General features: G+C 56.0%; 6 protein-coding genes and 1 pseudogene. 6 read left to right on the top strand and 1 reads right to left on the bottom strand.

The window, feature by feature from the left end:
- Nucleotides 1-145 precede the first annotated feature (145 nt).
- The 6 genes and pseudogenes from ACWB12_RS16590 (at nucleotide 146) to ACWB12_RS16565 (ending at nucleotide 6461) form a co-directional block, all read left to right on the top strand.
- Nucleotides 146-931 (top strand): N-acetyltransferase family protein, encoded by a 786-nt coding sequence (locus ACWB12_RS16590; protein WP_479531213.1) that lies wholly within the window; start codon nucleotides 146-148, stop codon nucleotides 929-931.
- 73 nt (nucleotides 932-1004) lie between these two features.
- A complete protein-coding gene (gene dprA, locus ACWB12_RS16585; protein WP_479531212.1) occupies nucleotides 1005-2135 on the top strand; it encodes a DNA-processing protein DprA in 1131 nt (376 codons plus the stop codon).
- A gap of 88 nt (nucleotides 2136-2223) precedes the next feature.
- A pseudogene (gene topA, locus ACWB12_RS16580) lies at nucleotides 2224-4806 on the top strand (type I DNA topoisomerase).
- 71 nt (nucleotides 4807-4877) lie between these two features.
- Entirely contained in the window at nucleotides 4878-5573 is a 696-nt protein-coding gene (locus ACWB12_RS16575) for a CoA transferase subunit A (protein WP_479531211.1), read from the top strand.
- Nucleotides 5574-5581: 8 nt separating this feature from the next.
- A complete protein-coding gene (locus tag ACWB12_RS16570; protein WP_479531210.1) occupies nucleotides 5582-5830 on the top strand; it encodes a hypothetical protein in 249 nt (82 codons plus the stop codon).
- A gap of 4 nt (nucleotides 5831-5834) precedes the next feature.
- Nucleotides 5835-6461: a 3-oxoacid CoA-transferase subunit B gene (locus ACWB12_RS16565; RefSeq protein WP_479531209.1), complete on the top strand. Its 627-nt coding sequence runs from the start codon at nucleotides 5835-5837 to the stop codon at nucleotides 6459-6461.
- Between the two features lie 64 nt (nucleotides 6462-6525).
- On the opposite strand, the gene ACWB12_RS16560 is transcribed toward ACWB12_RS16565, so the two are convergent.
- Nucleotides 6526-6861: a hypothetical protein gene (locus ACWB12_RS16560; protein WP_479531208.1), complete on the bottom strand. Its 336-nt coding sequence runs from the start codon at nucleotides 6859-6861 to the stop codon at nucleotides 6526-6528.
- Between the last annotated feature and the right edge of the window lie 446 nt (nucleotides 6862-7307).

The following is a 7307-nucleotide window of genomic DNA, read 5'->3' as shown; positions in this document are numbered from 1 at the left end:
AGCGGGCTGGGGCAAGCGCCGCACAAGCCCGTATAATTGTCATATGCGATTCATATGGAATTCATATGCAATTCATATACCCTAAATCCGCCCTTTTTCCCTGCGAGCCGCTCGCAATACCCACCGCACGCCCCATATACCTTTGATGAACAGACGCCAATTCACCACCCGCCTCGCCGCACTTTTCGCCGCCCCAGCCCTGCCCGCAAGCGCACTCGCCACGGCCGCTACGGCCCCCGTTATAGTGTCCACAGGCGCCGCATCATGGGCCAGTTACCTGATGGCGATGCACAACACCTGCACCCCGACCATGCTGAAATCCGTGCTTGGCATTAGCGCTGAATCAGCTGCGGCCGTTCATGCCCAAATGATGACCCAAGGCGTGATCAAGGATGGAAACCGCGCGCTGCGTGATATAAAACAGCGCCTGAAATCCCACCTTGAGGACAGCACCTTGCCCACCACTCGCCCAGCCACCATTGACGATCTAGATGCTCTGACCGACATCTGGCATGACGGCTGGTTTGAGGCCCACGCGGAACATGTTCCGCGTGAACTCATAGGCTTACGCGACCACGCCAGCCTGCGTATCCGCATGGAAAACATGCTGCCCGATACCGATGTGGTTGGCCCTATCGGCGCACCCCTCGGGTTTTGCACCGTGATGGAGAACGAGATTTACCAGTTCTACGTCGCCCCTGCCGCCCGTGGCACCGGCACCGCAAACCTGCTGCTGCAAGCCGGTGAAAAACGCCTCGCGGCCAGCGGTATCACGCACGCACAGCTCTACGTCCTGCCCGAAAACCAGCGTGCGCAGGCTTTTTATCGACGAGGCGGCTGGGACGGAGATGTTATAAAGCACGTCCCGCTGCAAACCCTGAACGAGCCCTATATGCTGCCCTGCCTGATCCTGACAAAACAACTTGAATAAGAAATATATTGTCGATTAATCAACCGTTAACCATCTTGGCCCCATAGTGATCCTGCAAATAGACGGAGCCATGATGACCGAGGATTTATTCTCTTCTCACCCCACCCTCACCCCACCCGAGACGAATGAAGACCGGGTGTTGTGGCTTCGTCTATTGCGATCACGCCGGGTCGGGATTTCGACGTTTTTCCGCCTGATGGGAGAACATGGTAATGCCCGTGCGGCCCTTACGGCCCTACCCGAAATCGCCCACGCCGCAGGTGTTCAGGACTACACCATTTGCCCTGAAGGGGTAGTGATAGCCGAAATAAAGGCGGCGCAGGCGGCAGGTGCGCGAATGATCTGCTATAATGATGACAATTACCCATCTGCCCTTGCCGACATCCCCGATCCCCCGCCAATCCTTTGGGCCATCGGCGACATCACCCTGATGTCGCGACCGATGGTGGCTATGGTTGGCGCGCGCAACGCGTCATCCTTGGGCACCCGCATGGCCCGCAAACTGGCCGAAGGTCTGAACGAGGCAGGGTTTGTCGTGGTTTCGGGACTGGCCCGCGGTATTGACACGGCAGCCCATCTTGCGGCCCTCAAAGGCGGCACCATCGCGGTTCAGGCAGGTGGCGTTGATGTCATCTATCCAAAAGAGAATGCAGAACTAACGGATAGCATTGGAAAATTCGGCCTACGCCTGTCAGAAATCTCTATGGGCACCCAACCCCAAGCCCGCCATTTTCCGCGCCGTAACCGCATCATTTCAGGCCTTGCCAAAGCTGTGATTGTGGTCGAGGCCGCCGCCCGTTCCGGCAGTCTGATCACCGCCAAAGACGCATTAGATCAGGGCCGCGATGTGCTGGCCGTGCCAGGTCATCCGTTTGACGCCCGCGCCTTTGGCTGCAACGCATTATTGCGCGACGGGGCCACATTGGTCAGGTCCGCCGCCGATGTAATCGAGGCCATTTCGGCCGCGCATCCCGTCCCGCAAACCGAACCCGCAATGCCAGAACGCCCCACCCGCACATTGCGCGATACCGCGAACCTGCACAGCGAAATTCTGGCCCGCCTTGGCCCCAGCCCCGTGGCCGAAGACCAGCTGATCCGCGATCTGGATCTGACCAGCCAGCAGGTCACCCCCGAACTGCTTAATCTGGAACTGGATGGTAAAATCATCCGCGCCGCTGGTGGGCTTTTATCCCTCGCCCATTAAACACGGTTTCTATACCCCATTGACATTCCACCCGATCACCTCTCTTTTGCGCCGCCATTAGATCTGTTTGCGAGTCGAGAGGAATTTCATGCCCGTTGTCGTCGTCGAATCCCCAGCCAAAGCCAAAACTATCAATAAATATCTAGGGGATAACTATACGGTTCTGGCCAGTTACGGCCACGTTCGTGACCTGCCACCAAAGAACGGTTCGGTCGATACCGATAATGATTTCGAGATGAAATGGGAGATCGGATATGATTCCCGCAAGCACATCAAAGCCATTGTTGACGCCCTGAAAGACGACAACGAACTGATCCTCGCAACCGACCCTGACCGCGAGGGTGAAGCGATAAGCTGGCATCTGGAAGAGGCGCTGCGCAAACGCAAAGCGATCAAAAAAGATACCCCTGTTTCCCGCGTGGTGTTCAACGCCATCACCAAATCCGCCGTCACCGAGGCGATGAAAAACCCGCGCCAAGTCGACATGCCATTGGTCGAGGCCTATCTGGCGCGGCGTGCGCTGGATTATCTGGTGGGGTTCAACCTGTCGCCGGTGTTGTGGCGTAAACTCCCCGGTGCAAAATCGGCGGGGCGCGTGCAATCGGTATGCCTGCGCCTGATTGTCGAGCGCGAGATGTAGATCGAGGCCTTCAACGCCCGTGAATACTGGAGCGTGAAAGCCCAACTGGCCACCCCGCGCGGCCAGAGTTTTGACGCCCGCCTGACCCACCTTGCGGGCAACAAGCTTGATAAATTCGATCTGGAAAATTCCACCGCAGCTGAATTGGCTGTCCAAGCCGTCAACAGCCGCGATTTGACGGTGCAAAAGGTCGAGGCCAAACCCGCCAACCGCAACCCGTCCGCCCCGTTCATGACCTCGACCCTGCAACAGGAAGCGTCGCGCAAATTCAGCTTTGGCGCCCGCCAGACCATGAGCACCGCACAGCGGCTGTATGAGGCCGGATACATCACCTATATGCGGACCGATGGCATTGATATGGCCCCCGAAGCTATCACTGCAGCGCGGGCCGAGATTGAGACCCGTTACGGTAAGGATTATGTGCCGGCGAGCCCACGGGTCTATAAAAACAAGGCCAAGAACGCACAAGAGGCGCACGAATGTATCCGCCCCACCGACATGTCAGTGGACGCGGGCCAACTGTCACGGCTCGAGGCGGATCAGCGCAAACTCTATGATCTGATCTGGAAGCGCACGCTGGCAAGCCAGATGGAGCAGGCCAGAATGGAGCGCACGACCGTTGATGTCGGCTCTGCTGATGGCCAGATTGTGATGCGGGCCACAGGTCAGGTGGTGCTGTTTGACGGCTTTATGAAGGTCTATGAAGAGGGCCGCGATGACAGCGGCGTCGATGATGATGACAAGCGTTTGCCGCAAGTGGCCGAGGGCGACAGCGTTGGCAAAAACAGTGTCACGCCAGAGCAGCATTTCACCCAGCCCCCCCCCCGCTTTACCGAGGCAACACTGGTAAAACGCATGGAAGAACTGGGCATTGGCCGCCCGTCCACATATGCGTCGGTAATTAGCACAATTCAGGACCGCGAGTATGTTCGTAAAGACAAGAACCGCCTGTTCCCCGAGGACAAGGGGCGGATGGTCACCATCTTCCTGCTGAACTTTTTCCGCAAATATGTCGGGTATGAATTCACCGCCAATCTGGAAGAAGAACTGGACGATGTGTCCGCAGGCGAGCGCAACTATAAAAACGTGCTGGATCGGTTCTGGAAGGATTTCTCCGCGGCCATCTCGGAAACCAGCGAGTTGCGGATTTCCGAAGTTCTGGATGTGCTGGACGACGTGCTTGCACCGTCACTCTATCCACCGCGCGAAGACGGGTCAGACCCACGGGTTTGCCCGCTGTGTGGGACCGGAAAACTGCATTTGAAAACCTCGAAGTCCGGTGGTTTTGTCGGCTGCGGCAACTACCCCGAATGCCGCTATACCCGCCCGATCGGCGGCGAAAATGACGCCAATGCTGATCGTGTTCTGGGGACAGACGAGGGCGATGAAATCAGCCTGCGTTCAGGGCGGTTTGGCCCCTACGTGCAACGTGGTGAGCCAACCGAGGAAGTGAAAAAACCACCGCGCGCCAGCCTGCCCAAAGGCTGGCAGCAAGAGGATATGACGCTGGAAAAAGCGCTGACGTTGCTGAGCCTGCCGCGCTTTATTGGTGACCACCCAGATGGCGGCCCCGTGCATTCCAACATCGGGCGCTATGGCCCCTATGTGATGCACACCACCGTTGACGATGACGGCAAAGAGCAGAAACTATACGCCAATATTCCGGATGTTGAAGAGGTGTTCACCATCGGCATGAACCGCGCGGTCGAGGTGATCGCCGAGAAGAAGGCCAAGGGTGGACGTGGTCGCACTGCCGCCAAGGCATTGAAGGAATTGGGAGAACACCCAACCGAGGGCGGCCCCGTCAATGTAATGGACGGGCGTTACGGACCATATGTGAAATGGGCCAAGGTCAACGCGACCCTTCCAAAGGATGTGGAACCTGCCGACGTCACGATGGACATCGCGGTAGAATTGCTCACAGCGAAAGCGGCTAAAAAGGGTGGGCGCCGCAAGGCCGCTCCCAAGAAGAAGCCTGCGGCCAAGAAGAAACCGGCCGCAAAAAAGAAACCCGCCGCCAAGAAAGCTTGAAGGCGTTGATTGACTCTTGAAGCGGCCCCCGTCACACATCGTTGCAAGTGACATAACTTCGGGGGCTCCACATGAACAAAGTATACCCATCCGCGGCTGAAGCACTGGATGGCCTGTTGCAAGACGGTATGTTTATCGCAGCGGGCGGTTTCGGGCTGTGCGGCATTCCCGAACTGCTGCTGAACGCCATTAGGGACGCGGGCACCAAGGATCTGACATTCGCTTCCAACAACGCGGGCGTTGACGATTTCGGCATCGGCATTTTGCTGCAAACCAAACAGGTCAAAAAGATGATTTCATCTTACGTGGGTGAAAACGCCGAATTCATGCGCCAATATTTGTCGGGCGAATTGGAGCTGGAGTTCAACCCCCAAGGCACGCTGGCCGAACGGATGCGGGCCGGTGGCGCTGGCATCCCCGGATTTTACACCAAAACCGGTGTTGGCACGGTAATTGCCGAGGGCAAGGATCACAAGGATTTCGACGGCGAAACCTACATCATGGAGCGTGGTATTGTCGCCGATCTGGCCATTGTCAAGGCATGGAAAGCCGACGCAACCGGAAACCTGATATTCCGCAAAACCGCCCGTAATTTTAACCCGCCCGCCGCGATGTGCGGCAAAATCTGTGTGGTCGAGGTGGAAGAGATCGTGCCGGTTGGCGCGCTTGACCCCGACGCGATCCACCTGCCAGGGATTTATGTGCACCGGATCATTCAGGGCGACCATGAAAAACGCATTGAACAACGCACAATTAGTGCCGCTTAGGAGGTGGGATGACGAAAAAACAAGAGTTATCTGAAGCTCTCAAGCAGCGCAAAGCAGACATTCCAAAACAATTCCTGGAATGGATAATCGTGGCCCGCGAGCTTGTTGATAATAATTTCCCCAACGAGACCGCCTCGGCCCATAATGCGCTGGTTCTTGAAACCGCAAAATCAATGATGATGATGCACCAGCTTAGCGAAATTGAAGTGTCGATAGACGACATCCGCTATGCCCTAGAAAACCCAACAGGGAGTTAAGAATATGCCATGGGATCGCAACCAAATGGCCGAGCGTGCCGCAGAGGAACTGCAAGATGGCTGGTATGTGAACCTTGGCATCGGCATCCCGACGCTGGTGTCCAACTACATCCCCGACGGGGTTAACGTGACGCTGCAATCGGAAAACGGCATGTTGGGGATGGGGCCATTCCCGACCGAGGAAAATATCGACGCCGATCTGATTAACGCGGGCAAACAGACCATCACCGAGCTACCGCAAACCGCCTATTTCGACAGTGCTGCGTCTTTTGCGATGATCCGCGGTGGCAAAATCGCCATGGCGATCCTTGGTGCGATGGAGGTTGCCCAAAATGGCGATCTGGCCAACTGGATGATCCCCGGAAAATTGGTCAAGGGCATGGGTGGTGCTATGGATCTGGTGGCAGGTGTTGGCCGCGTGGTGGTGGTGATGGACCACACCAACAAGCACGGCGATAGCAAAATCCTGAAGGAATGCACCCTGCCGCTAACCGGCAAGGGCGTGGTCGACCGGATCATCACCAATCTGGGCGTGCTGGATGTGACCGACAAGGGATTAAAAGTGGTCGAACTGGCCCCGGATGTGACACGTGAACAGATAGAAGCCGCAACCGAGGCGACGCTGGTTTAACATAACATACAAAAAAGGGCCCCGATACGGAGCCCTTTCCTGATGTTGCGAGTGGTGGCAGGTTTTACTTGTCTGGGCCATCCTCGGCTGCACGCAGTTCGGCAAATATTGCTGTTGCGACTGCGTTGTGACCACCTTTTGACGACATGCTGATTGATTGCCCAGCCAGAACAGGCAGGCCACGGGTGCCAGTGTCTTCGGCATCCAGTTCAGCAAAAATCTGTGCGGCACGGGCGCTGTGGCCATTGTTTTCGGCGAAATATACGCGGCCGTCAGAGCCCGTTTCGGATGCAGCGAAATGTATTCTGGCATTTTGTGCATTTGTGTAAGAGTCAGCGCCTGCAAAAACAGGTGCAGCAAAGGAAAGGGCCAGAGCAGTTGTAAGGATGATGCGTTTCATTTTAGTTCTCCAATTTCGGTTCAGTTTGTTTTTCTGTGGAGGCGTTAGTGCCTTCCGATGAGTTGAATTTAGGCATTGGCCCCGCTCACCGCAACGCACAGAACTGTGAGGTAACGCCACCGTGTGTGCGTGTATGCACATCCATTCGTGTGGGTGAACAAAATCAGCTGTTTCTCAAGGCAAAATTATGGCCAAGGCGACTATGTTTCAATTTTTCAGGCCAGATCGGGCCGGTTTGTAATATTTCGCGCTTAGGTTTCACAGCCGCACCAGAGGTTTGGTGATAATTCAGTCGGATTATTACAGAATAACAGGGTGATTTAGCCCGTTTTCGATGAAACTTGCCCCCAATAGGGTGCTAAAATCAGAGCGGAAGGGAAGAGGAATGCGGAAAGCATCTTTATTGTTTCAAAATTAGCAACAGCTTCATATTATCGCCCCAATTA

This window comes from Profundibacter sp. (genome assembly GCF_056498605.1).
This window is presented reverse-complemented; position numbering and strand designations above follow the sequence as displayed.